The organism is Thermus brockianus (assembly GCF_021462505.1).
GTDB classification, from domain to species: Bacteria; Deinococcota; Deinococci; order Deinococcales; family Thermaceae; genus Thermus; species Thermus hydrothermalis.
The window spans coordinates 11,789-37,582 of the sequence record NZ_JAKEDV010000010.1 but is presented as its reverse complement, the minus strand read 5'-3'; the positions used below and the strand labels follow the sequence as shown (position 1 = coordinate 37,582).

The following is a 25,794-nucleotide window of genomic DNA, read 5'->3' as shown; positions in this document are numbered from 1 at the left end:
GCGGCACGAGGGGCCTGGGGGCAGGGCAAGACAGCGTCAATCCCCTTACGGGGAAGCATCTCTTGTAACCGGTTATCGGCTAGGTAGACACCCTTTACCCTGGGAGGACAGTCGCAATCCCCTTACGGGGAAGCATCTCTTGCAACTTATCAGGAGGTATGGGGTGGGTACGGGGTGCCCTACCTGTCGCAATCCCCTTACGGGGAAGCATCTCTTGCAACTCGGGGCGAACGGGCGCGTGGTAAGGGCGTCCTCCGAAGTGTCGCAATCCCCTTACGGGGAAGCATCTCTTGCAACCTGGCTTTCATTTACTCCTACGCCTCTAGAAAAATCTTGTCGCAATCCCCTTACGGGGAAGCATCTCTTGCAACGGCAACCCCTTAGGAATAGCGTCCTGGAGGGCATGCTCCGGAGGGGGTTTTCTGAGAAAGATGAAGTCTGGAATATGCACACGCCGTATAAGGGCCATTTTTGGGGGTTTATGCTGTTAGGCAGGCGCATGGGGAACGGGCGATGAGAGGGCCAAAGCGCATAAAGCCCTTGCGCAAGGGGAAAACCGTTTGTCAAGATGCCCTCCGGCGGGTGCCGGTACCCCCATTCTAGCACTTCACCGTAACGCTTGACGCGGTCCAAAAAAGACGGACGAGGGCCCTTCAAGGGCTCGCTATACCATGTGAAAGCGAAAGGCGCGCCCTTTCCATCGTGTCAAGTGACCATCGCCGCGGGTAGCCCCTGGCCCGTCAGGCTAGGAAATCCGCCCTAAAGGCGCTATACTTGTAAGGATGGAACAGCGCGAGGTGACCAGCATTAACCTAGCCCGCCTTTTGAAGGAAGGAGGCACCGCCCGGGCCGCAGGCGTGGTGCGGGAGGCCTTCCATGTGGGCGAGGAGCACTTCCCCTTGCAGGGCGAGGCCAACTGGAAGGTGGCGGTGTCCGCCGTGGGCGGCCAAGAGTACTGGCTTTCCGGCGAGGTGGAAGGGGTGGTCCTCATGGAGTGCCGCCGTTGCCTCAAGCCCACCCCCACCCACGTCCACGCCCACTTCCAGCACCTCCTCCGCTACCAGGAGGGCCTGAAGGAGGTGGTCTTCCACGAGGAGGAAGAGGAGGAGTACTACACCTTTGGCCTTCCCGACCTGGACCTCCTCCCCTTCCTCACGGAGGCCTTCGTCACGGAGATGCCCTACACCGTGCTGTGCGAGGAGGGGTGCAAGGGGCTTTGCCCGGTGTGCGGGGCCGACCGCAACCTGGTGGACTGCGGCCACGAGGTGGGGCTCTCCCACCCCTTCACGGGGCTTAAGGACCTCCTTCCCGAACTCTAGCGGGTCTGCTATACTACCAGGGGTTTAGCGGGGGCCAAGGCCCCCCACGGAGGATTGGAGATGGCGAAGCACCCGGTACCCAAGAAGAAAACCTCCAAGGCCCGGCGGGACGCGCGTCGGAGCCACCACGCCCTAACCCCCCCGACCCTGGTTCCCTGCCCCGAGTGCAAGGCGATGAAGCCCCCGCACACCGTTTGCCCGGAGTGCGGCTACTACGACGGGCGCAAGGTCCTAGAGGTTTAGACCCCGTTCAATCCCCAAGCCCCGGCTCTCCGGGGCCTCAACTTTTTTCATGGGCGCGAGTATAGTAAAGCCCATGACGGGAGGTCGGGCATGAGCGGCATCCTGGCCCTGGGGGCCTATGCGCCCCAAAGGGTCATGAAAAACGAGGAGTTTGAGGCCTACCTGGACACCTCGGACGAATGGATCGTGACCCGCACGGGCATCCGGGAACGGCGCATCGCCGCGGAGGACGAGTACACCTCGGACCTGGCCTTTAAGGCGGTGGAGGACCTCCTGGCCCGCCACCCGGGGGCCCTGGAAGGGGTGGACGGGGTCATCGTGGCCACCAACACCCCGGACGCCCTCTTCCCCGATACCGCCGCCCTGGTCCAAGCCCGCTTCGGCCTCCAGGCCTTCGCCTACGACCTCCTTGCGGGCTGCCCGGGGTGGGTCTATGGCCTGGCCCAAGCCCACGCCCTGGTGGAGGCAGGCCTCGCCCGCAAGGTGCTGGTGGTGGGGGCCGAGGCCCTTTCCAAGATCCTGGACTGGAACGACCGGGCCACCGCCGTTCTCTTCGGGGACGCCGGGGGAGCGGCGGTGGTGGGGAAGGTCCGGGAGGGCTTCGGCTTTAAATCCTTCGTCCTGGGGGCGGACGGCGCTGGGGCCAAGGAGCTCTACCACGCCTGCGTGGCCCCGAGGCTACCCGACGGCACCTCCATGCGAAACCGCCTGTACATGAACGGGCGGGAGGTCTTCAAGTTCGCCGTGCGGGTGATGAACACGGCCACCCTCGAGGCCATAGAAAAGGCCGGCCTCACCCCCGAGGACATCAAGGCCTTCGTACCCCACCAGGCCAACCTCCGCATCATTGATGCCGCCCGGGAGCGGCTTGGCCTCCCTTGGGAGCGGGTGGTGGTGAACGTGGACCGCTACGGGAACACCTCCACCGCCTCCATCCCCCTGGCCCTCAAGGAGGCGGTGGACGCCGGGCGCATCCGGGAGGGGGACCACGTGCTCCTGGTTTCCTTCGGGGCCGGGCTCACCTGGGCGGCGGCGGTCCTCACCTGGGGGGGTGCCTGATGTGGGCGGCCCTCTTCCCGGGGCAGGGCTCGCAGAGGGTGGGCATGGGAAGGGCCCTCTACGAGGCCTTCCTCGAGGCCCGGGAGGTCCTGGACCGGGCCGAGGCGGTCCTGCCGGGCCTCCTCTCCCTCATGTGGGAAGGCCCTGAAGAAGCCCTCACCCTCACGGAAAACCAGCAACCCGCCCTCCTCGCCGTGGGCTACGCCGCCTACCGGGCCTACCTGGGCCAAGGGGGCAAGCCCCCCGCCCTGGCCGCCGGGCACTCCTTGGGGGAGTGGACGGCCCACGTGGCCGCCGGCACCCTGGAGCTAGAGGACGCCCTAAGGCTTGTGCGCCTCCGGGGGCGGTACATGCAGGAGGCGGTGCCCAAAGGCCAGGGGGCCATGGCCGCCATCCTGAAGCTTCCCCTGGCGGAGATCCAAGCCGCCCTGGAAGGGCTAGAGGGGGTGGAGATCGCCAACCTCAACGCCCCCGAGCAGACGGTCATCTCCGGGCGAAAAGAGGCGGTGGAGATGGCGGCGGAAAGGCTTAAGGCCAAGCGGGCCCGGGTGGTCTTCCTGCCCGTTTCCGCCCCCTTCCACTCCTCCCTCATGGCCCCCGCCCAGGAAAGGCTCGCCCAGGAGCTGGAAGGGGTTCCCTTCCGGAAGCCCCTTTTCCCCGTCTACTCCAACGTCACCGCCCAGCCGGTGGAGGACCCCGAGGCCATTAGGGCGCTCCTCCTTCAGCAGATCACCGCCCCCGTGCGCTGGGTGGAGATCCTAAAGGATATGGAAAGGCGGGGGGTGCGCCGCTTTTTGGAGTTCGGGAGCGGGGAGGTGCTCAAAGGGCTCGTGGGCCGCACCCTGGAAGGGGCGGAAGCCCTTTCCGTCACCGACCCAGAAACCTTGCAAAAGGCGTTGGAGGTGCAGGATGCGTAAGGCGCTCATTACCGGAGCGAGCCGGGGCATCGGCCGGGCCATCGCCCTCCGCCTGGCCCAGGAGGGCTTTGCCCTGGCCATCCACTACGGCCAAAACCGGGAAAAGGCGGAGGAAGTGGCGGAGGAAGCCCGCCGCCTAGGAAGCCCCTTGGTGGGCATCCTGGGGGCGAACCTCTTGGAGGCGGAGGCGGCAAGCGCCTTGGTGCACCAGGCGGCGGAGGTTTTGGGCGGGCTAGACACCCTGGTGAACAACGCCGGCATCACCCGGGACACCCTCCTCGTGCGCATGAAGGACGAGGACTGGGAGCTGGTTTTGGAAGCCAACCTCTCCGCCGTCTTCCGCACCACCCGCGAGGCCATCAAGCTCATGATGAAGGCCCGCTTTGGGCGCATCGTGAACATCACCAGCGTGGTGGGGATTCTCGGCAACCCGGGGCAGGCCAACTACGTGGCCTCCAAGGCGGGGCTCATCGGCTTCACCCGGGCCGTGGCCAAGGAGTACGCCGCCCGGGGCATCACGGTGAACGCCGTGGCCCCGGGGTTCATTGAGACGGAGATGACGGAGAAGCTACCCCCCGAGGTGCGGGAAGCCTACCTCAAGCAGATCCCCGCCGGCCGCTTCGGCCGCCCCGAGGACGTGGCCGAGGCGGTGGCCTTTTTGGTTTCGGAAAGGGCGGGGTACATCACCGGCCAGACCCTTTGCGTGGACGGGGGGCTTACCCCCCACTAGGTGGTAAAATCCCCCAGGGAGGTTTCCATGACGGAGCAGGAAATCTTTGAAAAGGTCAAGGCGGTTATCGCGGACAAGCTCCAGGTGGAGGCGGAGAAGGTGACCCTCGAGGCCCGCTTCATTGAGGACCTGGGGGCGGACTCCCTGGACACCGTGGAGCTCATCATGGGCCTGGAGGACGAGTTCGGCCTGGAAATCTCCGACGAGGAGGCCGAGAAGATCCGCACCGTGAAGGACGCCGTGGAGTACATCAAGGCCAAGCTGGGTTAGTACCCATCCGTGCCTCCGGGAGCGGGGTGCTTCCCCGCTCCCCGGCCTTTTGGGAAGGCCACGGGGTATACTACCCCCATGCGACGCGTGGTGGTCACCGGCCTCGGCGCCCTCACCCCCATCGGGGTGGGGCAGGAGGCCTTCCACAAGGCCCAACTGGAGGGCAAGAGCGGGGTCCGCCCCATCACCCGCTTTGACGCCTCGGCGCTTCCCGTGCGCATCGCCGCCGAGGTGGACGTGGACCCCGAGGCCTACCTGGACAAGAAGGAAATCAAGCGCCTGGACCGCTTCGCCCAGTACGCCCTCATCGCCGCCGAGCTGGCCCTCCAAGATGCCGGGCTGGAACCGGGTGCCCTGGACCCCGAACGGGTGGGCACCTTGGTGGGCACGGGCATCGGGGGCATGGAAACCTGGGAGGCGCAGAGCAAGGTCTTCCTAGAAAGGGGCCCCAACCGCATCAGCCCCTTCTTCATCCCCATGATGATCGCCAACATGGCCTCGGCCCACATCGCCATGCGCTACGGCTTCATGGGGCCTTCCACCACCGCCGTCACCGCCTGCGCCACCGGCTCGGACGCCATCGGCCAGGCCTTCCGCATGATCCAGCTGGGGGAGGCGGACGTGGTCCTTGCCGGGGGGACGGAGGCGGCCATCACCCCCATGGCCATCGGGGCCTTCGCCGTGATGCGGGCCCTTTCCACCCGGAACGAGGAGCCCCATAAGGCGAGCCGCCCCTTCACCCTAAGCCGGGACGGGTTCGTCATGGGGGAAGGAGCCGGGGTCCTGGTCCTGGAAGCGTACGAGCACGCCCAAAAGCGGGGAGCCAGGATCTACGCCGAGATCGTGGGCTTCGGCCGGAGCGCTGACGCCCACCACATCACCGAGCCCCACCCCGAAGGGAAGGGGGCCGCCCTGGCCATGCGCCGGGCCCTGGAGGACGGCAAAGTGCCCCCGGAGGCCGTGGGCTACATCAACGCCCACGGCACCTCCACCCCCGTGGGGGATAGGGCGGAGGTGTTAGCCATCAAGCGGGTCTTCGGGGAGCACGCCAAGCGCCTCATGGTCTCCAGCACCAAGAGCATGATCGGCCACCTCCTGGGGGCGGCGGGGGCGGTGGAGGCCATCGCCACGGTGCAGGCCCTCCACCACGGGGTCATCCCCCCCACCCTTAACCTGGAGGACCCCGACCCCGAGCTGGACCTGGACTTCGTGCCCGAACCCCGGGAGGCCAGGGTGGACTACGCCCTTTCCAACTCCTTCGCCTTCGGCGGCCACAACGCCGTCCTCCTCTTCAAGCGGGTCTAGATGCTGTTCCCTCGGGAAACCCTTCTGGAACTGGAGGCCAGCCGCCTCGCCCCCTACGCCCAGAAAGCCAAGGACACCCGGGGGCGCATGCACCCGGAGCCCGAGTCCCCCTTCCGCACCCCCTACCAGAAGGACCGGGACCGCATCCTCCACACCACCGCCTTCCGCCGCCTGGAGTACAAGACCCAGGTGCTTCCGGGCTGGGCGGGGGACTACTACCGCACCCGCCTCACCCACACCCTGGAGGTGGCCCAGGTATCCCGCTCCATCGCCCGGGCCCTCGGCCTCAACGAGGACCTCACCGAGGCCATCGCCCTCTCCCACGACCTGGGCCACCCCCCCTTCGGCCACACGGGGGAAAAGGTCCTGCACGAGCTCATGAAGGCGCATGGGGGGTTTGAGCACAACGCCCAGGCCCTGCGCATCCTCACCCACCTGGAGGTGCGCTACCCGGGCTTCCGCGGCCTCAACCTTACCCACGAGGTCCTGGAGGGCATCGCCACCCACGAGGCCGCCTATGTCCCGGGCTTCAAGGAACAGTACCAAGGGCAGGGCACCCTTGAGGCCCAGGTGGTGGACCTCTCCGACGCCATCGCCTACGCCGCCCACGACCTGGACGACGGGCTAAGGGCGGGGCTTCTGCGCCCGGAGGAGCTTCTGGACGTCCCCCTCCTCAAGGCCTTGGCCCAGGAGGAAGGGCTGGACCTCCTGCGGCTTCCCGAGCTGGAGCGGCGGGTTCTGGTGCGGCAACTTTTGGGCTACTTCATCACCGCCGCCATTGAGGCCACCCACGCCCGCCTGGAAGCGGCCCAGGTGCAAAGCGCCGAAGCGGTGCGCCACCACCCAAGCCGCCTCGCCGCCCTCACGGAGGAGGCGGAACGGGGACTTAAGGAGCTCAAGGCGTTTTTGCTGGAGCGCTTCTACCGCCACCCCGAGGTGCTCCGGGAAAGGCTCAAGGCCGAAACCGCGCTGGAAGGGCTTTTCCGCGCCTACACCCGCTATCCGGAAACGCTACCCAAAGAGGTGCAGGCCAGGATTTCCGAGGAGGGCCTGGAGCGGGCGGTGTGCGACTACATCGCCGGCATGACGGACCGCTACGCCCTGGAAGCCTACCGCCGCCTCTTCCCCTAAGGCGTAGAATGGGTAAGTGAAAACCCTAGACTGGAATACCCTTTTTGGCGAAAGGGCGCGCCGCATCCAGGCCTCCACCATCCGGGAGCTCCTCAAGCTCACCCAGCGCCCTGGGGTCATCAGCTTCGCCGGGGGGCTTCCCGCCCCCGAGCTTTTCCCCAAGGGCTTGGCGGCGGAAAAGGCGGCCGCCATCCTCCGGGATAAGGGCGAGGTGGCCTTGCAGTATGGGCCCACGGAGGGCTACTTCCCCCTAAGGGCCTGGGTGGCGGAGTGGCTTGGCCTAAGCCCAGAGGAGGTCCTCATCACCACGGGAAGCCAGCAGGTCTTGGACCTCCTGGGGAAGGTCTTCCTGGACGAAGGAAGCCCCCTCCTCCTGGAGGCCCCCAGCTACATGGGGGCCATCCAGGCCTTCCGGCCCTATGGTCCCCGCTTCCTCACCGTGCCCGCCGGGGAAGAGGGGCCGGACCTCGAGGCCCTGGAAGAAGCCCTGAAGGGGGAACGCCCCCGCTTCCTCTACCTCATCCCCTCCTTCCAAAACCCCTCGGGGGGTCTCATGCCCCTTCCCGCCCGTAAGCGCCTCCTGGAGATGGCCATGGCAAGGGGCCTCGTGGTGGTGGAGGACGACGCCTACCGGGAGCTCTACTTTGGGGAAAGCCGGCTTCCAAGCCTCTTTGAACTCGCCCGGGAGGCGGGTTACCCCGGGGTCATCTACCTGAGCAGCTTCTCCAAAATCCTCGCCCCGGGCCTCAGGGTGGCCTTCGTGGCCGCCCACCCCGAGGCCATCCTGAAGCTCACCCAGGCCAAGCAGGGGGCGGACCTCCACTCCCCCGTCCTCAACCAGATGCTGGTCCACGCCTTGGTACAGGAGGGCTTCCCCGAGCGCCTCGCCCTCATCCGCCAAACCTACCGGGAGAAGGCGGAGGCCATGCTCTCCGCCCTGGACCGGGAGATGCCCGCGGGGGTGCGCTACACCCGGCCCAAGGGGGGCATGTTCGTCTGGATGACCCTACCCGAAGGGCTTTCCGCCGAGCGCCTCTTCCAACGGGCCATAGAGGAAAACGTGGCCTTCGTGCCCGGCAGCCCCTTCTTCGCCGAGGGGGGTGGGGAGAACACCCTAAGGCTTTCCTACGCCACCATGGACCGGGCCCGGATAGAAGAGGGCGTGCGCCGCCTGGGAAGGGCGCTTAAGAGGCTTCTAGCCCTCGTCTAGGAAAAGGAGGGGCTCCCGCTGGCGCAAGGCCTCCACCAAAGTATCTAAAAAAGCCTCGCCCGCACGAACCGTTTCTTCGGGATTTCGCAGAAGCGGCTTCTTGCGGCTGTCCATCTCCAAGACCCAATGGGCCTCCACAAGCCCTTGGGCCCAAAGGGGCGGCCGCCTTTGGGCTAAGGCGGCCAGGCCTTCCTTAAAGCGGGCATAGATGGAAAGGAGTTCGTCCCCTTCGGGCCGCTTGTAGGTGCCCTTCCGCTTGGTAGGGGCGCCGTGGTCTAAAACCACGACGTACCCCACCACCACCTCCGGGAAAAGCATCTGAACGGAGGAGACCTCCCCCACCAAGTCATCCAGGCGGTTAGGCCACGAACCCGAGGGGTTTCGCAGAATGGACTTGAGCGAAAGGAGGAGCCGGGGCTTTTTCGGGAGAGAGGGCTCCACAGGGTAGACCAAGCCCAGGTCCCAAGCTTTTTCCCGCGCCAAGCCTGGCACCTGGACCTCCGCTTCCAGATAGGGCCAAAGGCGGGACGGAAGGCGGTCCTTTAGCCGCTCTACCAAGTACTTGGCCAGGCCGCCTTGACGCCCGCTGTCCTGGGAGGAGGTACCCAGCACCCCTTGCAAAAGGCGCTCTAACTCCCTGGCTAGGTCTCGCTCCATCGCCAAACCTCCAGGGGTTCAAGCCGAGCCTCTGGGAGCTCCTGGGCGAAGCGCTTTTGGGCGAGCTCGGCGTACTTGGGCACGAGCTCCACCCCCAAAGCCCGCCTCCCCCACCGGGCAGCGGCGATAAGGGTGGTGCCGGTGCCGGCGAAGGGGTCTAGCACCACATCCCCCACGAAGCTGAACATGCGCACGAGCCTCTCCGCCAGCTCCAAGGGGAAGGGCGCCGGGTGGGCCTTGGTGCTTTCCCCGGGAATGTCGTCCCAGATTTGCCGGAACCAGCGGGCAAAGAGTTCTTTGGGGATGCGGGAGGCCTCCCGCTGCGCCGGGGTGGGCTTGCGGTAGCCCCCGGGCTTCCTTTGCATGAGGATGTATTCCACCTCGGTCTTGATGATGGCCCCGGGCTCGTAGGGCCTGCCCAGGAAGAACCCGGGGCGGTCCGCTTCTAGGGCGGCGTTGGTGTGCTTGTGCCAAAGGATGGGGTTCAGGTTGTCGAAGCCCATCTTCCGGCACCGCACCTGGATGTCGGCGTGGAGGGGAAAGACCAGGTGCCGCCCGAAGCGTTTCCGGGCCACGGCCACATCCCCCACCACCACGATGAGCCTGCCCCCAGGCACCAGTAGGCGGTACACCTCCCGCCAGACCCGGTCCAGCTCGTCCAAGAACGCCTCGTAATCCTCCACGTGGCCGAGCTGGCCGGGCACGTCCTCGTAGCGCTTCAGGGTCCAGTAGGGGGGAGAGGTGATGACCAGGTGCACGGAGGCCTCGGGCAACCGGCTGAGCACCTCCCGGGCATCCCCCACGTAGAGCGTGTGCCCTTTGGACGTTCCCACCCCTGCCGCCGGAAGGGCCTGGAAAGCGTTCATTGAACCCCAGTATATCCTTCCAAGCGGGTTTCCTCCGGCCACACCCCCCCCACCGCCTCCCAAGCCCGCACCATATCCAAAGGCACGGGGGCTAGGAACTCCAGGATGCGCCCGGTGCGGGGGTGGGGGATTCTGAGCTCGTAGGCGTGCAGGGCTTGGCGGGGGATATGGGGGCTTTTCCTGCCGTAAACCTCATCCCCCAGGATAGGCGCCTTAAGGTGCTTCAGGTGTACCCGGATCTGGTGGGTGCGGCCCGTGTGGGGCCTGGCCTCCACCAGGGCGTAGGGCCCTGCGGTGGCGAGGACCCTAAACTCCGTCTCGGCGTACCGGGGAGCCACGCCCCCCACATGCATCTTGTGCCGCTCCACCGGGTGGCGGCCAATGGGGGCGATGAGGGCTCCCTCCTTGGGGTGCCCCTCGGTGAGGGCCAGGTAGCGCTTCATCACCAGCCGGTCGCGGAAGGCCCGGGAAAGGGCCTCCACCGCTCCCGGGTGTTTGGCCACCACCAAAACGCCGCTGGTGTCCTTGTCCAGGCGGTGGACGATGCCCGGGCGCACCCACTCGGGCCGTGCGGACGGCAGGGCTTCCGGAACCTCCAGGTACCGGCCCAAAAGGGCGTTCACCACGGTACCCGTGTAGACCCCGGGGGCCGGGTGGGTGAGGAGGCCCGGGGGTTTGTTCAGGACCAGGAGGTCCTCGTCCTCGTAAAGCACGGGGATGGGAAGGTCCTCCGGGACCACCATAGGGCGCTCCTCTGGGGGCTCCACCTGGACCTCTTCCCCCTTGAGGCGGTAGGCGGGCTTTTCCACCACCCGATTCCCCACCCGCACCCGGCCCTCGGCAATCCAGGCCTGAGCCCGGGCCCGGCTCACGCCGCAGGCCTCGGCCACCGCCTGGTCCAGGCGCACCCCCTCCGCCTGAAAGCGCACCACGGTCCCCATTGTAGGGCTAGAAGCTGTGCTCGGGGCCAGGGAAAACCCCTTCCCGCACCTCCTCGGCGTACTTTGCAAGGGCCTCTTGGATGAGCTTCCCCGCCTCCAGGTAGCGCTTTACAAAGCGGGGCTTGAACTCCCCATAAAGCCCCACCACATCGTGGAAGACCAGGACCTGGGCGTCCGTATGGGGCCCCGCCCCGATGCCCACGGTGTGGATGGAAAGCCGCTCTGTGATCTCCTTGGCCAAGGAGGCGGGCACCATCTCCAGCACCACCCCATAGGCCCCCGCCTCCTCCAAGGCCAAGGCCCCTTTCAGGATGCGCTCGGCCTCCTCTTTGCCCTTACCCTGGAGCCTGTAGCCCCCAAGCTGGCTCGCCGTCTGGGGGGTGAGGCCCACGTGCCCCAGGACCGGCACCCCGGCCCGGGTGAGGCCCTTGACAATCTCCGCCACCTCCTCGCCCCCCTCCAGCTTCACCGCATCCGCCCCGCCCTCCTTGAGGAGGCGCTCCGCCGCCCTCAAGGCCCGGTCCAGGGTGGCGTAGCTCAGGTAGGGCAGGTCCGCCACCAAAAAGGTCTCCGGGGCTCCCCGCCTGGCCGCCTTGGTGTGGTGGAGCATCTCCTCCAAGGTGACGGGGACGGTGGAGGGGTAGCCCAGCACCACCATGCCCAAGGAGTCCCCCACCAAGATGGCGTCCACCCCGGCGGCCTCAGCCAGCCGGGCCGTGGGGTAGTCGTAGGCCGTGAGGTAGACGAGCCTCTTGCCCTTAGCCTGGCGAAACTCCTTCACCGTGCGCCGCACGGGAAAAGGCTATCATGAAAGGGCGTGGAGGTTTACCCGGACCTTGCCCTAAGGCCCAAGACCCTGGACGAATACATCGGCCAGGAGAGGCTCAAGAGAAAGCTCAGGGTCTACCTCGAGGCCGCCAAGGCCCGGGGGGAGCCCCTGGAGCACCTCCTCCTCTTTGGGCCCCCCGGTCTCGGCAAAACCACCCTGGCCCACGTCATCGCCCACGAGCTCGGGGTGAACCTGCGCATCACCTCGGGGCCGGCCATTGAGAAGCCTGGGGACCTGGCCGCCATCCTGGCCAACTCCCTGGAGGAGGGGGATATCCTCTTCATTGACGAGATCCACCGCCTAAGCCGCCAGGCGGAGGAGCACCTCTACCCGGCCATGGAGGACTTCAAGATGGACATCGTCATCGGCCAGGGGCCGGCGGCGAGGACCATCCGCCTGGAGCTTCCCCGCTTCACCCTCATCGGGGCCACCACCCGCCCCGGCCTCATCACCCCGCCCCTTAGGAGCCGCTTCGGCATCGTGGAGCACCTGGAGTACTACAGCCTGGAGGAGCTTGCCCTTGGGATCAAGCGGGACGCCCGCCTCCTTGGGGTGGAGATCGCCGAGGAGGCCGCCATAGAGATCGCCAAGCGGAGCCGGGGCACCATGCGCATCGCCAAGCGGCTCTTCCGCAGGGTGCGGGACTTCGCCCAGGTGGCGGGGGAAGGGGTCATCACCCGGGAAAGGGCCGAGGAGGCCCTGGCCACCTTGGGGCTAGACGAGCTCGGCCTGGAGAAGCGGGACCGGGAGATCCTCGAGGCCCTCATCCTCCGCTTCGGCGGCGGCCCCGTGGGCCTCGCCACCCTGGCCACGGCGGTGTCCGAGGACCCCGGGACCCTGGAGGAGGTGCACGAGCCCTACCTCATCCAGCAGGGCCTCCTCAAGCGCACCCCCAGGGGGCGGGTGGCCACGGAAAGGGCCTACCGCCACCTGGGCTTTCCGCCGCCGGCGGAACCCCTTCTCTAGCATGATCCGGGCCACCTTGGAGGAACTGGACCTGGGCGAGCTCCTAAAGGCCCTCGCCGCCCAGCGGAAAAGCGCCGTGGTGGCCTTCCAGGGGCGCATCTATGGCCGGGTCCACCTCCTAGGCGGGCGCATCCTCTACGCCCGCACGGAGCCCGGGCCCCACCTGGGGGAGTACCTGGTGCGCCTCGGCCACCTGAGCCTGGAGGAGGTGCAGGCCCTGGTGGAGCGCCAGGGCCGGGAGAACCCCGGCACCCCCTTAGGGGCCTTGGCCCTGGAGCTTGGCCTCATCGGGGAGGAGGAGCTACGGGAGGCCCTGGAGGCCCAGGTCCTGGAGGCCTTGGCCACCCTCCTGGGGGAAAGGGAGGGGGAGATCTTGGCCGAACCCCTCACGGAGGGGAGCCAGGTGGCCCTGCCCCACACCCTGGACACGGACGCCGCCCTCATGGAGGCGGCGAGGCGCCTGGACGAGTGGCGCCGGGGCCAGGTGGACCCGGACGAGGTGCTCCACCTGGTGGAAGACCCCACCCGCCACCCCCTTTCCCCCGAGGCCTGGGCGGTGTTGGAGCACCTGGACGGGGTGCGCCGGGCGCGGAGCGTGGCCCTCCTTTCGGGCCTGCCGGAAGAAGCGGTGTACCACCTCCTCTTTGAGCTCAAAAGCCGGGGCCTGGTCCGCCCCTCCACCCTCCTGGCGGAGGACCCCTTGGTCCTCATCCTTTCGGAGAGCGGGGTGGTGCGGAGGCTCCTTTTGTACCTCCTCGAGGCCCACCGCTTCCGCGTCCTCCTGGCCAAGGACCTGGAGATGGCCCTGAGGCTCCTCAAGGAAAGGCCCAAGGGCGTCATCCTGCAAGGGGAGAAAGCCCTGGAGTGGGTCCGCAAAATCCGGGCCCACCCCGAAGGGAAACTGGCCTCCTTGTACCTGGTGAGCGAAACGCCCCCAGGCCTCCTCTTCCGCCCCCTAAGGGTCCTCCACCTGCCCAAGCCCCTTCGGGCCCAGGAGGTGCTTAAGGCCCTAAGCCCCCTGCGGCGGGGCTAGTTGGGCCGCCTGCCCTGGCGCAGGATGGCCTCCGCCCGCTCCCGGTAGGCGAGGAGGGCCTGGTGCCACTCGTCGGCAGGGTGGACATGGGGAAGCACCGCCTCGGCGCGGGCCAGGATCTCCTCGGGGGAGCGGTAGCCCAACTGGGCCAGGGTATCCACCACCATCTCCTGGGCCCCCACCCACTCCCGGCTTCCCTCCTCGGAAAGCTCCGCCGCCTTGCGGTAGTGGGCCAAGGCCTCCTCCAGGTGCATGAGGTCGTAGGCCACGTGGCCCAGGATGAGCTCCCCCGCCGCCTCCGCCCCCTGGGCCATGGCCTCCTTGGCCACGCTTTCCGCCTCCTGGTAACGCCCTTGGCGGTAAAGGGCCTCCGCCAGGTCCGCCAGGGCCTGGGCCCGGTAAGGGTAGCCCTCCTCTTCCACCAAGCGCCGGAGGTACTCCTCCGCCTCCAGGTAGGCCCCCTGGTCCAAGGCCGCCACCCCCATCTCGTGGAGGACATAGGGGCGCTCCTCCCCTTGGGCCCTCGCCAGGGCCTCCTGAAAGGCGGCCATGGCCTCCGGGTAGCGGCCTAGGCGCAGGAGGGCCTGGCCGAGGAGGAGAGGGGTGCCGTAGGCCTTGTGGCCGCTTTCCTCCTCCCTCCTCAGGGCCTCCTGCACCTCCTCGAGGGCGCGGTTGGGGTTTTCCAGGAGGAGATGGGCCCGGGCCAGGAGGTAGTGGCGGGTGGCGGCGTCTTCGGCGCCTTCCATCTCCCCCACCTCCTCCCTCGCTTCCTCCAAGGCGAGGAGGGCCCTTTCCCCCTCCCCCGCCTCCACCCACATGGCGGCGGCGTCCAGGAGGAGCCAGTAGCGCTCAAGCCCCAGGGCGAGCTCCGCCCCCCGCTCGTAGGCCATGGCCGCCTCCCGGTGGCGGCCAAGCCGCTCCAAAGCCCTCCCCTTAAGGGCCTCCGCCCGCCAGGCCAAAAAGGCGGGAAGCCCCTCCTTAAGCGTCCCAAGAACCTCCTCAAAGCGGCCTAGGTAAAAGAGGGCCTGGGCCTGGTGGTAGAGGGCCCGGGGATCCCCCGTGGGGAGGAGAAGGGGAAGGACTTCCCGCTCGCTTCGGCCCTCCAGGGCCAAAAGCTCCGCCAAGAGGGCCCGGTAGAGGGGGTTAAACTCCAACCCCCCAAGCTCATAGGCCTCCTCCAGGGCCTGGTGGGCCCGCTCCAGCCCCTCCTCCCCATAGAGGCTATGCACCTCGGCGAGGAGCAGGAGGGCCTCCCGGGCCTCCTCCTTGGAGCCGAAGAGGGCCTTGCGGGTAAGGCGCTCTATGGCGGTGTCGTAGTCCCCCTGGTGCAGGGCCTCGAGGACCCCCCTCATCGCCGCTAGAGGATACCACAGCCTTCAGTCCTCTCACCCGGTAAGGCGCTACCATAGGGCAAGGGAGGTAGATGTTGCCGCAACGCTTGAACCCTTTCACCCTAATCTTCCTGCTCCTCTTAGGCTACTTGGCCTACACCGCCTTCACCGGCCCCCCCGCCCCCACCCTCTCCTACACCGGCTTCCGGGAACTGGTGCGCCAGGGCAAGGTGGCCGAGGTCACCCTGGAGGAAACCCGCCTCCTGGGCACACTCAAAGAACCCGAGCGCTTCCCCACCCCCCAAGGAGGCACCCAGGTGGCCCGCCGCTTCCAGGTGCCCCTGCCCCCCGTCCAGGTGGCGGACCCCGAGCTCTTGCGCTTCCTGGAGGAAAACGGGGTCCGGGTGGTCACCAAGACCCCCTCCTTCTGGCCCCAGCTCCTCCTCTACGTGGGGCCCACCCTCCTCCTCATCCTCTTCTTCTGGTTCTTCTTCATGCGGGCCCAGGGCGGGGCCGGCCAGGTGATGCAGTTCGGCCAAAGCCGGGCCAAGCTCTACGGCAAGGAGCGGAAGGTCAACACCACCTTCAAGGACGTGGCCGGGCACGAGGAGGCCAAGCGCGAACTGATGGAGGTGGTGGACTTCCTCAAAAACCCCAAGAAGTACCTGGAGTTGGGGGCGGAGATCCCCAAAGGCGTCCTCCTGGTAGGCCCCCCGGGCACGGGCAAAACCCTTCTGGCCCGGGCGGTGGCGGGGGAGGCAGGGGTGCCCTTCTTCTCCGTTTCCGCCAGCGAGTTCATGGAGATGTTCGTGGGGGTGGGGGCAAGCCGGGTGCGGAGCCTCTTTGAGGACGCCCGCCGCAACGCCCCCAGCATCATCTTCATTGACGAGCTAGACTCCATCGGCCGCAAACGGGGGGCCGGCATCGGGGGCGGCCACGACGAAAGGGAGCAGACCCTGAACCAAATCCTTTCCGAGATGGACGGCTTTGAGAAGGACACCTCCGTCATCGTCCTCGCCGCCACCAACCGCCCCGACATCCTGGACCCCGCCCTCCTCCGCCCCGGGCGCTTTGACCGCCAGGTGGTGGTGGGCCTCCCCTCCTTGGAGGAGCGGAAGGACATCCTCCTGGTGCACATGCGGGGCAAGCCCATCGCCGAGGACGTGGACGCCCTGGAGCTCGCCCACCTCACCCCCGGCTTCTCCGGGGCCGACCTCAAGAACCTGGTGAACGAGGCGGCCCTCCTCGCCGCCCGGGACGGGGAAAAGAAAATCCGCAAGGAGCACTTCCTCAAGGCCCTGGACAAGATCGTCCTGGGCCTGGAGCGCCCCGCCCTCAAGCTTTCCCCCGAGGAGAAGCGGGCCGTGGCCTACCACGAGGCGGGCCACGCCGTGGTGGGCGAGGTCCTGCCCCACGCCGACAAGACGGAAAAGGTGTCCATCGTCCCCCGGGGCATGGCCCTGGGAGCCCGGTGGAGCAAGCCGGAAGAACGGGTCCTGGTTTCTCGGGAGCACCTCATGGACGAGCTTTCCGTCCTCATGGCGGGCCGGGTGGCGGAGGAGCTTTTCACCGGCACCGTGACCACCGGCGCCCAGGACGACTTCAAGCGGGCCACCCAGATCGCCAAGCGCATGGTCCTGGACTGGGGTATGGGGGAGCACTTCAAGAACATCGCCTGGGGCTCGGACTCCGGCCCCATCTTCCTGGGCGAGGAGATCGCCAAAAAGAAAGACCACTCCGAGGAAACCGCCCGCCTCATTGACCAGGACATCCGGAAGATCCTGGACGAAGCCTACGCCCGGGCCCGGGAGGTCCTCCTGGCCCACGCCGAGGCCATGCACCGCCTGGCGGAAGAACTCCTCCGGGAGGAGACCATCCCCGGGGAAAGGGTGCGGGCCATCCTGCGGGAAACGCAGGCGGTGCAACGGGCGGAGGAGGGCTAGCAAAGCCCCGGGAGGGCGGCCCGGGCCTCCTCCAGCTCCGCCCGGGCCCTCCCTTCGTCCCAGCCCAGGAGGGGGGCCATGAGGGCCACCACCCGGGGCAGGGCCTGTTGCGCCGCCTCCTGGTCCAAAAGGGCCAAGCCCATCCGCCGGGCGAGCACGTCCAGGGGCTTCTGGGCCAACTCCTTGCGCACGGCGTGGACCACCTCCCCCTCCAGGTAAGGGAGGCCAGGCAGGAGGGGCCTATCCCCCAAGGCCGCCACCTCCCCCGCCTCTGTGCCGTAGGTGGCGTAGAGGTGTTCCGCCACCCCCTCGGGGAGGTCCAAGGAGGGCTTGGGCCCCGCCCCCAGGAGGGGGGTGGCGTGGGAGGTGGAGGGGGGAAGCCCGAGGCCCAGGTCCCAGTCCAACCGGTCCACGAGGTCCTGGGCCATGAGGCGGAAGGTGGTCCACTTGCCCCCCGTGAGGGTGTAAAGCCCCCTCTCCTCGGCGATGAGGTGGTCCCGCACCAAGAGCCGGGTCTCCCCCCGCCCCACCAGGGGCCTGAGCCCGGACCAGACCGCCCGGATATAGGGGGAGAGGTCCCCCAGGTAAGGCCTTACCTCCTCCAGGAGGTAGGCCACCTCCTCCTCCCGGGGCAGGGGGCAGAAGGTGGCCTCGGCGGGCAGGTCGGTGGTGCCCAAGAGGGCCTTCCCCCGGTAGGGCAGGAGGAAGAGGACGCGGCCGTCCCGGGTCCTGGGGATGAGGAGGCCCGTCTTGAGGGGGTAGTCCAGGACCAGGTGGGCCCCGCTGGAGGGGGTGAGGAGGGGGGGCAGGTGGGGGTCCAGGAGGCGGCGGGTAGCGTCGGTGAAGGGACCCGTGGCGTTCACCACCGCCTTGGCGTAGACCTCCACCTCCCTGCCCGTGAGGCGGTCCTTGACCACCGCCCCCGCCACCCTGCCCCCCTTGAGGAGGAAGGCGTGGGCCTCCGCGTGGTTCAGGGCCAGGGCACCCCGCCTTAGGGCGGAGCGGAGGAGGGCGAGGAGGAGGCGGTGGTCCTGGAACTGGCCGTCCCAGTAGAGGATCCCCCCCAGGGTCTTGGGGAGGCCGGGGAAGAGCCCGGCCACCTCCTTGGGGGGGAGGTAGCGGGTGGGCCCAAGGCGCCGCTTCCCCGAGAAGAGGTCGTAGAGGAGGAGGCCCGTCCCGTAGTAGGGGAGCTCCAGGGGGCGGAAGAGGGGGGTGAGGAGGGGGAGGGGGTGGGCCAGGTGGGGGGCCAGGTCCATCACCACCTTGCGCTCCCGAAGGGCCTCCGTCACCAGCTTCAGTTGCCGTCCGTCCAGGCGCCTCAGGGCGAGTTCCAGGTAGCGCACCCCCCCGTGGAGGAGCTTGGTGGAGCGGCTGCTGGTTCCCGAGGCGAAGTCCCGGGCCTCCACCAAGGCCGCCTTGAGCCCCCTCAGGGTGGCCTCCCACAGGACCCCCGCCCCCGTGGCCCCACCCCCCAGGACCAGGAGGTCCCACGGCTCCTTAAGCCGTTCCCACAGGGCTTCCCGGTCCACCTACCCCTCCTGGGCCCAGCCCCTGGCCCGCTCCACCGCCCGCCGCCAGCCCCGGTACAGGGCCTCCCGCCTCGCCTCCGGCATCCGGGGCAGGAACCGGGCCTCCTCCCGCCAAAGGGCGGGGAGGTCCCGCAGGGAAAGCGCCCCCGCCCCGATCCCCGCCGCAAAGGCCGCCCCCAAGGCGGTGGTCTCCGTGGTCTTCGGCCGGAGCACCGGCACCCCCAGGAGGTCCGCTTGGATCTCCAGGAAGAGGCCGTTCTGCGCCATACCCCCGTCCGCCTTCAGGGCCTTCAGGCTAAGCCCCGCCGCCTTGGCCATGGCCCAGGCCACCTCCCCCACGGAGAAGGCCACCCCCTCCAGGGCCGCCCGCACCAGGTGGGCCCGCCCCGTCCCCCGGGTAAGCCCCAGGATGGCCCCCCGGGCGTAGGGGTCCCAGTAAGGGGCCCCAAGCCCCGTGAAGGCGGGGACGAAGTAGACCCCGCCCGCATCCTCCACCTGCCGGGCTAGGCTCTCCACCTCGTGGCTTTCCCCAAGGAGGCCCACCTCCCTAAGCCACCCCACCGCCGCCCCCGCCACGAAGACGCTCCCCTCCAGGGCGTAGGCCGCCTTGCCCTCCAGGTGCCAGGCCAGGGTGGTGAGGAGGCCCCCCTCGGCCAAGACCGGCTTTTCCCCCGTGTTCAGGAGGAGGAAGGCCCCCGTGCCGTAGGTGCACTTCCCCTCCCCCGCCCCCAAGGCCGCCTGCCCCAAAAGCGCCGCCTGCTGGTCCCCAAGGACCCCTCGGATGGGAATGGGGGCCCCCAAAAGCCCAGGAAGGGTCTCCCCGAAGTCCCCGTCCGAGGGCCGCACCTCGGGGAGGAGGGCCCTTGGGATGCCCAAGGCGGCGAGAAGCTCCTCGTCCCAGGTGAGGGTTTCCACGTTAAAGAGGAGGGTCCGGCTGGCGTTGGTGGGGTCGGTGGCGTGCACCCTGCCCCCCGTGAGGTTCCAAAGGAGCCAGGTGTCCACGGTGCCGAAGCACACCTCTCCCCTTTCCGCCCGCTCCCTCAGCCCAGGCACGTGCTCCAAAAGCCAAAGGAGCTTGGTGGCGGAGAAGTAGGGGTCCAGAAGGAGCCCCGTGCGCGCCCGGAAAAGCCCCTCCAGGCCCCGCCCCCGCAGGGCCTCGCAAAGGGAAGCGGTCCTGCGGTCCTGCCAGACGATGGCGTTGTGGAGGGGCCGCCCCGTATCCCTTTCCCACACCAAGGTGGTCTCCCGCTGGTTGGCGATGCCCAAGGCCAGCACCGCCTCAGGCCCCACCCCCGCCCGGCGCAGGGCCTCCCTCGCCGCCCAAAGCTGGCTCTCCCAGATCTCCCAGGGGTCGTGCTCCACCCAGCCCGGCTCCGGGTAGTGCTGGGCGAAAGCCCGCTGCGCCAGGGCCACCACCTCCCCCTCCAGGGTGAAGAGAATGGCCCGGCTGGACGTGGTGCCTTGGTCTAGGGCCAAAAGGTATTTCATAACGCCTCCCTAAGCCGCTTCGCCGTTTCCTCCGGAAGGGCGTCCACCACGAAGGTACCCGCCCCAAGCTCCGTGCCCGCCAGGAACTTGAGCTTGTCCTGGGTGCGCTTGGGGGGGTAGAACTCCACGTGGAAGTGGAAGGTGCGCTCCTCCCCCAAGGGGGCAGCGTGGAAGACCATCACGTAAGGGAAGGGTTCGCCGAAAAGGGCATCGTACCGGGCCACCACCCGGCCGAGAAGCCGGGCGAAGGCTGCCATCTCCGCCTCCGAAAACGTCCAGGGGCCTGGGTGCCGTTCCCGGGGGGCGACCCAGACCTCGTAGGGGTAGCGGGCGAAGGGAGGGACAAAGGCCAAGAAGCCCTCCTCTTCGTCCACCCGGTAGGCCTCGAGGCCCGGGAAAAGCTCTAGGAGCACGGGCCGCTCGCGGAAAGCCGCGCTTTCCCGCTCCAAAAGGGGCGGCACAAAGGGGTAGGCGTAGATCTGCCCGTGGGGGTGGTGCAGGGTCACCCCCACCGCCTCCCCCCGGTTCTCAAAAGGCATGACGAAGCGCACCCCCGGGAGGCTATAGAGGGCCTGGTACCGGTCCCGCCACACCCAGGCCAGAAGAAGCCTTTCCTCCTCGGAAAGGGTGGCCAGGCTTCCCGTGTGCAGGGGCGTGTAGACCACCACCTCGCACCGGCCCCGGGCGGCCTCCGTGGCCACGGGGAGGCCCGAGGGTGGGGGCGGCGGGGATGGGACCAGGGCGGGGAAGCGGTTCTCAAAGACCGCCACCTGGAAGCGGGCAAAAGGGATCTCCGTGGGGAAGGCCCCTTCCCGGCTCGGGCACAAGGGGCAGTGCTCCTTGGGGGGAAGGAAGGTGCGCTCCTGGCGGTGGGCGGCGTAGACCACCCACTCCTTCCGCAAGGGGTGGTAGCGGAGGTGGGGCGCGGCGTGAAAGGCCTCCTCCCCCTCCGGCAAGGGCGCCTCCTCCAAAGGGCTTAGGCCGTAGAGGATGAGCTCCCGGCCATCCCGCTTGCGGTGGTGGCGTTTAAAGAAGGGAGGCATAGTCCAGGACCTCCTCCCCGCAACGAAAACGGTAGGGACCAAGCCGCTCCACCCCTCCCTCGTCCGCTAAAAAGCTCCGAAGGCGCGCCTCCTCTTCCGGCAGAAGCCAAGAGGGGGGGTCCGAGGTAGCCTTGAAGCCGGTGTACCGCGCCAAAACCTCTTGTAGCCGCATGGCCTCCGGGGAGAGGAGGTTAAAACGGGTACGGAAGAAAACCACATCGGGATCTACTTGAACGTTTTCCCGAAGCCAAAGCCGGTGCAAAGTGGCGCGCAGGGCGTTTCTGAGCCCAGGGCCCGTGGGGTCGCCAAGCCAGAGGGAACGGTCCTCGTTATCCCAGTAGGGGGCCACGTCGGGGCCTACCCTAAACCCGTCCGCTAACCCCAAGGAGGCCAAGATGGGCGCCCCACAAAAGAGCAAATAGGCGTCCCCCGCCGCCTGGCGCACCCGCTCCATAGCTACACGATACCGCCCCTCGCCCTCCGCCCCGGGAAGGGAGGCTGCATAGAGGAAGTCCAGCTTCAGGTAATCGTAGCCCCAGGAACGCACCTTCTGGATAAGGCCCTCCACCCAGGAAAGAACCTCCTCCTTACCCGCATCCAGGGCCAAAAGAGGTTTTCCCCAGTTAAAGCCCGCAGGAAGGGGCCGGCCCTCCCGGTCCCGGAGGAGCCAGTCCGGATGGGCGCGCACGAGGGGACTGTCCGCCGTGACCAAAAAAGGGGCAAGCCAAAGCCCTGGCCGCAGACCCTTCGCCCTGATCCGCTCCGCCAAATAGGCCATGCCGTGGGGAAAGCGCTCGTTGGCCTCCCAGTCGCCCAAAGCCCTCTGCCAACCGTCGTCCACCTGAAAGACCTCAAAGGGGTAGCCTGCCACCTCTTCCAGAACCTCAAGGAGGCGCGCCTCGCTTATGTCCGTATAAAAGGCGTACCAGGAGCACCAGACCCTAGGCGGCCCCCCAGAAAGGCGGCGGGGGAGGAGCCGGGCGTAGGCGGAAAAGACCTCCTCCTCAGACCCCCAAGCCAAGAACCACTCCCCTTTGTCCCCCTCCAGCCGGCCCAGGAGCAGGTCCGGCCGGCCCAGAACCCGAGCCCCTACCCCCAGAGCCCCCAAAAGGAGCACCTGCCCCTCGGGGCCGCGCAGGGCACCGAGCCCACTGCCCCACCACTCCGAGGCACGAAGCAGGAAAGGATCATCGGCCTGGGGCTGGCGCTCTGGGGGAAGAAGAGGAACCGGCGGCCGGGAAAGCGAAACCCAGGCGGCCAGGCTCCAGCTCTGCCAGCCGTGGCGGAAGAAAGCCTCCCCCCAAAAAGGGGGGTAGACCCGCACCTCTCGGCCCTCGAGGCGTAGCCCCCCCGGAACCGCCGTCACCCCCTCCGCTTCCAGGGCCACCTCGAGGCTCCCCAGCTTTACCCGCATCCCTACTCCTCCTCCCACACCGCCACCTCATACGGGGGGAGCTTCGGCCCTCCCAAGAGGAAACGAACCCCTGGAGGGGTGGGAAGGGCCGCCTCCTCAGGGCCATAGTTAAAGGCAAACACCAAATGACCCCTCCGCCGCAAGCGCAGGCCAGGAGGAAGGGGCTTTGGCGAAAGCCCTCCCTCTTGGGCCAAGCTCGCCAGCAAGGTAACGAGGAGCTCGGGGCTGGGCCAAGCGGCGAGGTAAAGGTAGCGCCCGGTACGGAACAAAGCCCCCCGGCCATCGGCAAAACGCAACAGGGGGCTTAGGTCCGTTTCCACCCACTCCCGCCATAGGCCCAAAGAAAACCGCCCCAAAGGGCCTTCCGCCTCTTCCTTTAACCCCGGCGGCAGGCTTTCCACGCGCACCACCTTCAGGGGGAGAAGGGCCTGCAGAGGCCCTGGAGGAAGCGCTTGGGGAATGTGGAAGTTCGCCGTCTTGCTCCCGCTTCTGGGACCCCAAAGGACGATGCCATCGGCTTCCCTAAAGGCACTTAGAACCTCCTCCCGCACGATGGGCAGGCTCGGTACCAACACCAACCGGTAGCCCTGCAAGGCAGCTCCCGGCGGAACGATATCCACGTCCAACCCGAGCCGCCTGGCTGCGCTATAGAAGAGGAACACCAAGGCCAGGTAGTTCCACTCGGCCCCTTGAGGCTGGATCTCGTAAACCCAAGGGGCTTCGGGGTCATAGACCAAGGCCACGGGGGCCCGCTCGTACGGGGGCAAGGGAAGCCTCCCCAACTCCTCCGCCACCCGCCGCACCTCAAAGAAAGCCACATCCGGAGCATAGTCTGGACGGTGCAGGCCGGCGTGCATCTCCTCCTGGGCAAAAGGCACCTGCCGCCACCGGAAGTAGGAAACCACCTCCGCCCCGTGGGCCAAGGCCTCCCAGGTCCAAAGGCGCACCATGCCCGGCGCGGGGCTCGGGTTGTGGGGTGCCCAGTTTACCGGGCCCGGTTGTTGCTCCATCACCCAAAACCGCCCTCGCCCCACCGCCCGGTAAAGGTCATGGTTGAAGGCCGCCACGTCCGGGTGGCCGGTCCTGGCGTAGAGCAGCTTCTCCTCCTCGGGAAGGGGCATGAGGTCGGTGAAGCCCAGAGGATAACTGTCCCAGCTGGCGAAGTCCAGGTCCTCTCCCAAGGGAAAAGGATTTAGGTCCGTAAAAAAACCCATGAAGTTGTGCGTGATGAACTTCCCCGGGGCATGGGCCCGAAGGATTTCCACCTGGAGGCGGTTGTATCGCCGCACCTGCTCCGAGGCGAAGCGGTAATAGTCCAGAAGATGGCTAGGGTTGGCCTCGGCCACGGTGAGGTTGGGGAGTTCCACCTCCTGGAAGGTGCGGTAGCGTTGGCTCCAAAAGGCAGCCCCCCAGGCCTGGTTAAGGGCGTCTATGTTCCCGTAGCGCTCCTCAAGCCACTTTCTAAAGGCGCCTTGGCAACGCTCGCAATAGCAGCGCACCGTCCCGTGGCAGCCATATTCGTTATCCGTCTGGAAGCCCGCCACTGCAGGGTGCTTGCCGTAGCGCTCCGCCAAGAGCGTGACGATGCGGCGGGTCTCCTCCCGGTAGGCGGGGCTACTGAAGCAGTAGTGACGCCGCCCTCCGAAGCGGCGCCTACGCCCCTCCTTGTCCACGGGAAGGATCTCTGGGTAACGGTCCACCAACCACTTGGGCGGCGTGGCTGTGGGCGTGCCTAGGACCACCTTCAGCCCGGACTGGGCCAAGACCTCCACCGCCTCGTCCAGCCAGGCCCAGTCCAGACGACCGGGCTCCGGCTCCAGAAGGGCCCAGGCAAACTCTCCCACCCGCACAAAGGAGAGCCCAAGCTCGCGCATCCGCTTGGCGTCCTCAGGCCAACGCTCCTTGGGCCAGTGTTCGGGGTAGTAGCAGACACCGAGCATATCCTCACTCCTTCACGGCTCCTGCCGTTATGCCCGCCACAAAGTAGCGCTGCAAAAAGAGGAAAAGCACCAAAAACGGCACCGTCATCAAGGCTGAACCCACCATAATCCCCCCCCAAGAAACCCGGGTAAGGCCGATCAGGGTGCCTAGGGCCACCGGGGCGGTGTACATGTCCTTTTGCGAAAGGATCAAGAGCGGCCAAAGGTAATCGTTCCAGGCATTTAGGAAGAGGATGAGGGCTAGCGCCGCCAAGGAAGGGCGCACCAAGGGCAAAGCGATCTGGAAGAAGATGCGCCCTTCCCCCGCTCCATCCACCCGGGCGGCGTCCAGGAGGGAGGAAGGGAGGGAAAGGAAAACCTGGCGCATGTAGAAGACCCCCAAGGCGTTCGCTAGGAACGGGAGGATAACGCCCCAGTATGTGTTGGTGAGCTTAAGGTCCCGAGCCACCAAGATGTACTGGGGAATGACCACCACGAAGTAGGGAATAGTTAAAGTAGCTACAATAAATGAGAACACCAGGGCTTTAAACCGGAACTCGTACACGGCGAGGGCATACCCCGCCAGGGCGCTGAGCAAGAGACCTCCCAGGGTGTAGAGGCCAGAAACCACCACGCTATTCGCAAGCGCCCGGAGGAAGTTGGTGTCCGCCTGGAGGCTTGCCCAATTTTCCATAAAGGCATCCCCTGGCAGAAGCGGTACGGGCACGCGGAAAATCTCCTGCTCGGGATGGGTAGCGAACACCACCATAAGCCAGAGAGGCGCCAACCACAACAGGGCTAAGGGCAAAAGGCCAGCGTGCAGGGCCAAGGCAAACCAAAACCGCTGTCTTCTCATCGCTCCCTCCACAGGCGCATCTGCAAAAAGGAGAAAAGCGCCGCCAAGAGGGCCACCGTGTAAGCGATAGCCGAAGCGTAGCCGAAGTTAAAGCTCCGAAAGCCCTGCTGGTACAGGTACACGCCCAAGGTCATGGTGGCGTTGCCGGGCCCTCCCCCCGTAATCAGGAAAGGCTCGGTGAAAAGCTGAAGCGTGCCGATAATGGAAAGCACAAGGGCAAAGAGAAGGACCGGCCGTATACCTGGCAAGGTCACGTGCCAAAACCTTTGCCAAGGACCCGCCCCGTCTAGCTCGGCCGCCTCGTAAAGCTCCTTGGGAATGCTCTGCAACCCGGCCAAAAGGATAATGGCGTTATATCCCGTCCAACGCCAGGTCAGAGCAATCACGATTACGGCCATGGCCGGGCCAGGTGCATAGAGCCAGTCATACCCCGGGTGCCCTAACGCCCGGAGAAGCGCATTCACCGCTCCAAACTCCGTGTTAAAAAGGAGACGAAAAACCGCAGAGTACGCCACAGCCCCCACCACCACAGGGGCAAAGAAGGCGAAGCGGAAGAAACCCTTGGCGCGCAAGAGAGCCGAGTTCAAGGCCAAAGCGAGAAGAAGGGCCAAAGCCAGCATTAAAGGTACCTGTACGAGAAGAATGAAGAGGGTGTTTTTGAGGGCAATCCAGAAGAAAGGGTCTTGCAGGAGACGCCCCCAGTTGACGCCGGCCTCGAGGCGCCAGGGGTAAACCCGGGTATTCAAAAAGGAGAGGTACAAGGAGTAAGCGATGGGCCATGCCCAGAAAACAGCG

General features: G+C 67.0%; 24 protein-coding genes and 1 CRISPR repeat array. Of the genes, 12 read left to right on the top strand and 12 right to left on the bottom strand.

Features of this window, described 5'->3' with window-relative positions; genetic code table 11:
• Positions 1–32: 32 nt before the first annotated feature.
• Positions 33–371: a CRISPR direct-repeat array (repeat unit 37 nt; unit sequence TGTCGCAATCCCCTTACGGGGAAGCATCTCTTGCAAC).
• A gap of 411 nt (positions 372–782) precedes the next feature.
• From LXN00_RS11110 to lysN, 9 genes are all read left to right on the top strand, one after another.
• A complete protein-coding gene (locus tag LXN00_RS11110; protein WP_234508232.1) occupies positions 783–1,319 on the top strand; it encodes a DUF177 domain-containing protein in 537 nt (178 codons plus the stop codon).
• Positions 1,320–1,379: 60 nt separating this feature from the next.
• Entirely contained in the window at positions 1,380–1,562 is a 183-nt protein-coding gene (gene rpmF, locus LXN00_RS11105) for a 50S ribosomal protein L32 (RefSeq protein WP_015716502.1), read from the top strand.
• A 90-nt stretch (positions 1,563–1,652) separates the two neighbouring features.
• The gene (locus LXN00_RS11100; protein WP_071677363.1) at positions 1,653–2,621 is read left to right on the top strand and encodes a beta-ketoacyl-ACP synthase III; all 969 of its coding nucleotides are present in this window, start codon (positions 1,653–1,655) and stop codon (positions 2,619–2,621) included.
• The gene (gene fabD / locus LXN00_RS11095; RefSeq protein WP_234508230.1) at positions 2,621–3,538 is read left to right on the top strand and encodes an ACP S-malonyltransferase; all 918 of its coding nucleotides are present in this window, start codon (positions 2,621–2,623) and stop codon (positions 3,536–3,538) included. The genes LXN00_RS11100 and fabD overlap by 1 nt, the downstream gene beginning before the upstream one ends.
• Positions 3,531–4,268 carry a 3-oxoacyl-[acyl-carrier-protein] reductase gene (fabG, locus tag LXN00_RS11090; RefSeq protein ID WP_234508228.1) on the top strand — a complete coding sequence of 246 codons (738 nt, stop codon included), beginning with the start codon at positions 3,531–3,533 and terminating at the stop codon, positions 4,266–4,268. The genes fabD and fabG overlap by 8 nt, the downstream gene beginning before the upstream one ends.
• 27 nt (positions 4,269–4,295) lie before the next feature.
• The gene (gene acpP, locus LXN00_RS11085; RefSeq protein ID WP_071677360.1) at positions 4,296–4,538 is read left to right on the top strand and encodes an acyl carrier protein; all 243 of its coding nucleotides are present in this window, start codon (positions 4,296–4,298) and stop codon (positions 4,536–4,538) included.
• 78 nt (positions 4,539–4,616) lie between these two features.
• Positions 4,617–5,843, top strand: coding sequence for a beta-ketoacyl-ACP synthase II (gene fabF, locus LXN00_RS11080; protein ID WP_234508226.1), 1,227 nt, complete (start codon positions 4,617–4,619; stop codon positions 5,841–5,843).
• A complete protein-coding gene (locus LXN00_RS11075; RefSeq protein WP_234508224.1) occupies positions 5,844–6,974 on the top strand; it encodes a deoxyguanosinetriphosphate triphosphohydrolase in 1,131 nt (376 codons plus the stop codon). It begins immediately after the preceding gene.
• 16 nt (positions 6,975–6,990) lie between these two features.
• Positions 6,991–8,184: a 2-aminoadipate transaminase gene (gene lysN / locus LXN00_RS11070; RefSeq protein ID WP_234508222.1), complete on the top strand. Its 1,194-nt coding sequence runs from the start codon at positions 6,991–6,993 to the stop codon at positions 8,182–8,184.
• On the opposite strand, the gene LXN00_RS11065 is transcribed toward lysN, so the two are convergent.
• Genes LXN00_RS11065 through panB form a run of 4 tightly spaced genes read right to left on the bottom strand, consistent with a single transcriptional unit; the run spans position 8,170 to position 11,441 of the window.
• The gene (locus LXN00_RS11065; protein WP_071677357.1) at positions 8,170–8,841 is read right to left on the bottom strand and encodes a hypothetical protein; all 672 of its coding nucleotides are present in this window, start codon (positions 8,839–8,841) and stop codon (positions 8,170–8,172) included. The genes lysN and LXN00_RS11065 overlap by 15 nt on opposite strands.
• On the bottom strand, positions 8,826–9,707 hold the full coding sequence (locus tag LXN00_RS11060) for a DNA-methyltransferase (protein WP_234508220.1): 882 nt from the start codon (positions 9,705–9,707) through the stop codon (positions 8,826–8,828). The genes LXN00_RS11065 and LXN00_RS11060 overlap by 16 nt, the downstream gene beginning before the upstream one ends.
• The gene (locus tag LXN00_RS11055) at positions 9,704–10,639 is read right to left on the bottom strand and encodes an RluA family pseudouridine synthase (protein ID WP_234508218.1); all 936 of its coding nucleotides are present in this window, start codon (positions 10,637–10,639) and stop codon (positions 9,704–9,706) included. The genes LXN00_RS11060 and LXN00_RS11055 overlap by 4 nt, the downstream gene beginning before the upstream one ends.
• 16 nt (positions 10,640–10,655) lie before the next feature.
• A complete protein-coding gene (panB, locus tag LXN00_RS11050; protein ID WP_071677355.1) occupies positions 10,656–11,441 on the bottom strand; it encodes a 3-methyl-2-oxobutanoate hydroxymethyltransferase in 786 nt (261 codons plus the stop codon).
• A 24-nt stretch (positions 11,442–11,465) separates the two neighbouring features.
• On the opposite strand from panB, the gene ruvB reads away from it, so the two are divergent.
• Both ruvB and LXN00_RS11040 read left to right on the top strand, forming a co-directional pair.
• Complete coding sequence (gene ruvB / locus LXN00_RS11045) at positions 11,466–12,443, top strand: Holliday junction branch migration DNA helicase RuvB (RefSeq protein WP_071677354.1); 978 nt, start codon at positions 11,466–11,468, stop codon at positions 12,441–12,443.
• Position 12,444: 1 nt separating this feature from the next.
• Positions 12,445–13,476, top strand: coding sequence for a response regulator (locus tag LXN00_RS11040; protein WP_071677353.1), 1,032 nt, complete (start codon positions 12,445–12,447; stop codon positions 13,474–13,476).
• On the opposite strand, the gene LXN00_RS11035 is transcribed toward LXN00_RS11040, so the two are convergent.
• A complete protein-coding gene (locus LXN00_RS11035; RefSeq protein ID WP_071677352.1) occupies positions 13,473–14,828 on the bottom strand; it encodes a tetratricopeptide repeat protein in 1,356 nt (451 codons plus the stop codon). The genes LXN00_RS11040 and LXN00_RS11035 overlap by 4 nt on opposite strands.
• Before the next feature lie 74 nt (positions 14,829–14,902).
• Between LXN00_RS11035 and ftsH the strand changes: the two genes are divergently transcribed.
• Positions 14,903–16,750, top strand: a complete 1,848-nt coding sequence (gene ftsH / locus LXN00_RS11030) for an ATP-dependent zinc metalloprotease FtsH (RefSeq protein WP_234508311.1) — start codon at positions 14,903–14,905, stop codon at positions 16,748–16,750.
• Here ftsH and LXN00_RS11025 read toward each other — a convergent pair.
• From LXN00_RS11025 to LXN00_RS10995, 7 genes are read right to left on the bottom strand one after another with little or no spacing between them, the layout of a single operon-like run.
• A complete protein-coding gene (locus LXN00_RS11025) occupies positions 16,747–18,279 on the bottom strand; it encodes an FAD-dependent oxidoreductase (protein ID WP_234508217.1) in 1,533 nt (510 codons plus the stop codon). The two genes, ftsH and LXN00_RS11025, sit on opposite strands and share 4 nt — an antisense overlap.
• On the bottom strand, positions 18,280–19,767 hold the full coding sequence (gene glpK / locus LXN00_RS11020; protein WP_234508215.1) for a glycerol kinase GlpK: 1,488 nt from the start codon (positions 19,765–19,767) through the stop codon (positions 18,280–18,282).
• Entirely contained in the window at positions 19,764–20,810 is a 1,047-nt protein-coding gene (galT, locus tag LXN00_RS11015) for a galactose-1-phosphate uridylyltransferase (protein WP_234508213.1), read from the bottom strand. Before galT ends, glpK begins: the two co-directional genes overlap by 4 nt.
• The gene (locus LXN00_RS11010) at positions 20,794–22,224 is read right to left on the bottom strand and encodes a glycoside hydrolase family 36 protein (protein WP_234508211.1); all 1,431 of its coding nucleotides are present in this window, start codon (positions 22,222–22,224) and stop codon (positions 20,794–20,796) included. Before LXN00_RS11010 ends, galT begins: the two co-directional genes overlap by 17 nt.
• Before the next feature lie 2 nt (positions 22,225–22,226).
• Positions 22,227–24,164, bottom strand: a complete 1,938-nt coding sequence (locus LXN00_RS11005) for a beta-galactosidase (protein WP_234508209.1) — start codon at positions 24,162–24,164, stop codon at positions 22,227–22,229.
• Between the two features lie 4 nt (positions 24,165–24,168).
• Positions 24,169–24,999, bottom strand: a complete 831-nt coding sequence (locus LXN00_RS11000; protein WP_234508207.1) for a carbohydrate ABC transporter permease — start codon at positions 24,997–24,999, stop codon at positions 24,169–24,171.
• A complete protein-coding gene (locus LXN00_RS10995) occupies positions 24,996–25,745 on the bottom strand; it encodes a carbohydrate ABC transporter permease (RefSeq protein ID WP_234508206.1) in 750 nt (249 codons plus the stop codon). The genes LXN00_RS11000 and LXN00_RS10995 overlap by 4 nt, the downstream gene beginning before the upstream one ends.
• Positions 25,746–25,794 lie beyond the last annotated feature (49 nt).

Excerpts from the sequence above, each read along its gene's own strand:
- LXN00_RS11110 (WP_234508232.1), top strand. The coding sequence starts at position 783 with ATGGAACAGCGCGAGGTGACCAGCATTAACCTAGCCCGCCTTTTGAAG.
- rpmF (WP_015716502.1), top strand. The coding sequence starts at position 1,380 with ATGGCGAAGCACCCGGTACCCAAGAAGAAAACCTCCAAGGCCCGGCGG.
- LXN00_RS11100 (WP_071677363.1), top strand. The coding sequence starts at position 1,653 with ATGAGCGGCATCCTGGCCCTGGGGGCCTATGCGCCCCAAAGGGTCATG.
- fabD (WP_234508230.1), top strand. The coding sequence starts at position 2,621 with ATGTGGGCGGCCCTCTTCCCGGGGCAGGGCTCGCAGAGGGTGGGCATG.
- fabG (WP_234508228.1), top strand. The coding sequence starts at position 3,531 with ATGCGTAAGGCGCTCATTACCGGAGCGAGCCGGGGCATCGGCCGGGCC.
- acpP (WP_071677360.1), top strand. The coding sequence starts at position 4,296 with ATGACGGAGCAGGAAATCTTTGAAAAGGTCAAGGCGGTTATCGCGGAC.
- fabF (WP_234508226.1), top strand. The coding sequence starts at position 4,617 with ATGCGACGCGTGGTGGTCACCGGCCTCGGCGCCCTCACCCCCATCGGG.
- LXN00_RS11075 (WP_234508224.1), top strand. The coding sequence starts at position 5,844 with ATGCTGTTCCCTCGGGAAACCCTTCTGGAACTGGAGGCCAGCCGCCTC.
- LXN00_RS11065 (WP_071677357.1), bottom strand. The coding sequence starts at position 8,841 with ATGGAGCGAGACCTAGCCAGGGAGTTAGAGCGCCTTTTGCAAGGGGTG.
- LXN00_RS11060 (WP_234508220.1), bottom strand. The coding sequence starts at position 9,707 with ATGAACGCTTTCCAGGCCCTTCCGGCGGCAGGGGTGGGAACGTCCAAA.
- LXN00_RS11040 (WP_071677353.1), top strand. The coding sequence starts at position 12,445 with ATGATCCGGGCCACCTTGGAGGAACTGGACCTGGGCGAGCTCCTAAAG.
- LXN00_RS11035 (WP_071677352.1), bottom strand. The coding sequence starts at position 14,828 with ATGAGGGGGGTCCTCGAGGCCCTGCACCAGGGGGACTACGACACCGCC.
- glpK (WP_234508215.1), bottom strand. The coding sequence starts at position 19,767 with ATGAAATACCTTTTGGCCCTAGACCAAGGCACCACGTCCAGCCGGGCC.
- galT (WP_234508213.1), bottom strand. The coding sequence starts at position 20,810 with ATGCCTCCCTTCTTTAAACGCCACCACCGCAAGCGGGATGGCCGGGAG.
- LXN00_RS11010 (WP_234508211.1), bottom strand. The coding sequence starts at position 22,224 with ATGCGGGTAAAGCTGGGGAGCCTCGAGGTGGCCCTGGAAGCGGAGGGG.
- LXN00_RS11005 (WP_234508209.1), bottom strand. The coding sequence starts at position 24,164 with ATGCTCGGTGTCTGCTACTACCCCGAACACTGGCCCAAGGAGCGTTGG.
- LXN00_RS11000 (WP_234508207.1), bottom strand. The coding sequence starts at position 24,999 with ATGAGAAGACAGCGGTTTTGGTTTGCCTTGGCCCTGCACGCTGGCCTT.